Source organism: Streptomyces sp. NPDC051020 (genome assembly GCF_040683105.1).
Classification (GTDB): Bacteria; Actinomycetota; Actinomycetes; order Streptomycetales; family Streptomycetaceae; genus Streptomyces.
The window spans coordinates 1-2531 of sequence record NZ_JBFBCG010000205.1; the positions used below are offsets into that span (position 1 = coordinate 1).

The 2531-nt window shown below is 68.3% G+C and carries 2 protein-coding genes and 1 pseudogene; 2 read left to right on the forward strand and 1 reads right to left on the reverse strand.

Features of this window, described 5'->3' with window-relative positions:
• The first annotated feature begins 441 nt into the window (after positions 1 to 441).
• Complete coding sequence (locus AB0N06_RS38645) at positions 442 to 2025, forward strand: acyl-CoA carboxylase subunit beta (protein WP_358862744.1); 1584 nt, start codon at positions 442 to 444, stop codon at positions 2023 to 2025.
• A 64-nt stretch (positions 2026 to 2089) separates the two neighbouring features.
• Positions 2090 to 2293 (forward strand): acyl-CoA carboxylase subunit epsilon, encoded by a 204-nt coding sequence (locus AB0N06_RS38650; RefSeq protein WP_266981129.1) that lies wholly within the window; start codon positions 2090 to 2092, stop codon positions 2291 to 2293.
• A gap of 133 nt (positions 2294 to 2426) precedes the next feature.
• Here AB0N06_RS38650 and AB0N06_RS38655 read toward each other — a convergent pair.
• Positions 2427 to 2531, reverse strand: a pseudogene (locus AB0N06_RS38655) (ATP-binding protein); the annotation flags it as partial.

The following is a 2531-nucleotide window of genomic DNA, read 5'->3' on the forward strand; positions in this document are numbered from 1 at the left end:
CTGGTGCGTGCGATCGCAAGGCGGAGGGTCGCCCCGATACTGGGCGTATCGGGGCGAGCCCGACAACGCAGCGAGCGTGCGTGCCAGGCGCCGCCCGGCAGGCGGGACTTTCGAAACACGCCCTAGGGCCTTTGTTCCGGGCCCTGCCGGGCTCCCTGATCCGGCAAGATCCGAAAGATCGGCCCGACAGGTCCTGGGCCGACGGGTCCGGACCGCCACTCCTGCGTGCGGTATGCACAAATGGCCCACATGCCCGGGGTGACGGGCTTGTGCGATACACCACAGTCTCGTTTTGTAGAGCTCTTACAAAACGGGACCGCATTCCCCTGGTGGTTCGCCTGCATGCGGCAACGTTTCTGTCCGGCTCCACCAGGAAACGGGTCAGGAGACTGTACGGAGTCGACGGCAGGATTTTCTTGGCCGGGTTCGTAGGGTCGATACATGACCGTTGTGGACGAAACCCCGGGCGAGCCGAGTGACACCCGTGGCCGGGTGACCGAACTGCTGGCGCTGCGCGAGCAGGCCCGGCGCGGACCGAGCGACCGGGCGACCGAGGCCCAGCACGCCAAGGGCAAGCTGACAGCGCGTGAGCGCATCGAGCTGCTCCTGGACCCGGATTCGTTCAAGGAGGTCGAGCAGCTGCGCCGGCACCGGGCGACCGGGTTCGGCCTGGAGGAGAAGAAGCCGTACACCGACGGTGTCATCACCGGCTGGGGCACGGTCGAGGGCCGCACGGTCTTCGTCTACGCACACGACTTCCGGATCTTCGGCGGCGCGCTGGGCGAGGCCCACGCCACCAAGATCCACAAGATCATGGACATGGCGATCTCGGCGGGCGCCCCGCTGGTCTCGCTGAACGACGGCGCCGGCGCCCGCATCCAGGAGGGCGTCAGCGCGCTCGCCGGGTACGGCGGCATCTTCCAGCGCAACACGCGCGCCTCCGGCGTCATCCCGCAGATCTCCGTGATGCTCGGCCCGTGCGCGGGCGGCGCCGCCTACAGCCCCGCTCTCACCGACTTCGTCTTCATGGTCCGCGAGACCTCCCAGATGTTCATCACCGGACCGGACGTCGTGAAGGCGGTCACAGGCGAGGAGATCTCGCAGAACGGCCTCGGCGGCGCCGATGTGCACGCCGAGACCTCGGGCGTCGCGCACTTCGCGTACGACGACGAGGAGACCTGTATCGCCGAGGTGCGGTACCTGCTGTCGATGCTCCCGTCCAACAACCGGGAGAACCCGCCCACCGTGGCGAGCGACGACCCGGCCGACCGGCGCGGCGACGTCCTGCTCGACCTGGTGCCGGCCGACGGCAACCGCCCGTACGACATGCACAAGGTCATCGAGGAGCTCGTCGACGACGGCGACTACCTGGAGATCCACGAGCGCTGGGCCCGCAACATCGTCTGCGCCCTGGCCCGGCTCGACGGTCAGGTCGTCGGCATCGTGGCCAACCAGCCGCAGTCCCTCGCCGGTGTCCTGGACATCGAGGCGTCGGAGAAGGCGGCCCGTTTCGTTCAGATGTGTGATGCATTCAACATTCCCATCATCACCCTTTTGGACGTACCCGGCTTCCTGCCCGGCGTCGATCAGGAGCACGGTGGAATCATTCGGCACGGTGCGAAGCTGCTCTACGCGTACTGCAACGCCACGGTGCCGAGGATCTCGCTGATCCTGCGCAAGGCCTACGGCGGTGCGTACATCGTGATGGACAGCCAGTCCATCGGTGCGGACCTGACCTACGCCTGGCCCACCAACGAGATCGCCGTGATGGGCGCCGAAGGTGCCGCCAACGTCATCTTCCGTCGGCAGATCGCCGACGCCGAGGACCCGGAGGCCATGCGGATCCGCATGGTCAAGGAATACAAGGCCGAACTGATGCATCCGTACTACGCCGCCGAGCGCGGCCTGGTCGACGACGTCATCGACCCCGCCGAGACCCGCGAGGTACTGATCGCCTCGCTCGCGATGCTCCGGTCCAAGCACGCCGATCTGCCGTCCCGCAAGCACGGGAACCCCCCGCAGTAACCGCGACTGCCGTACCACCCCGCACAGTCCGCCACGTACTGCCGAAAAGACGGAGATACATCCCATGAGCGCTGTTCCTGCCGAGTCCGTGCTGCGCGTCGAGAAGGGTCTTGCCGACCCCGAGGAGCTGGCCGCCATAACCGCGGTCCTGCTCGCCCGCGCCGCGGCCACGTCCGCCGCTCCGGCCCACCGCGGCCGTACCTCCGCGGGCTGGCGCCGTCTGGAGCGCACCCCGGGCTTCCGCGCCCCGCACTCCTGGCAGGGCTGAGGCCCTCTGTCCTCGATCGCCGGACGGGCTTGGAATCAAGCCCGTCCGGCGATTCGTCTCCGCCGAAGCTTTGCGACGAGGAAGGCCCCGCACTCCCGAAGGAGTGCGGGGCCTTCCGCATGGCTGCCGGAGCCTACCGCAGGCGGGCCATCAGCGCGTGCTCCACGAGCGTGATGAGCGCGCTCTTGGCGTCCGCACGGTGGCGGGCGTCCGTGGTCAGGATCGGGGTGTCGGGGCC

What these genes read in the sequence shown, in the direction of transcription:
- AB0N06_RS38645 (WP_358862744.1), top strand. Translation starts at nt 442, where the DNA reads ATGACCGTTGTGGACGAAACCCCGGGCGAGCCGAGTGACACCCGTGGC.
- AB0N06_RS38650 (WP_266981129.1), top strand. Translation starts at nt 2,090, where the DNA reads ATGAGCGCTGTTCCTGCCGAGTCCGTGCTGCGCGTCGAGAAGGGTCTT.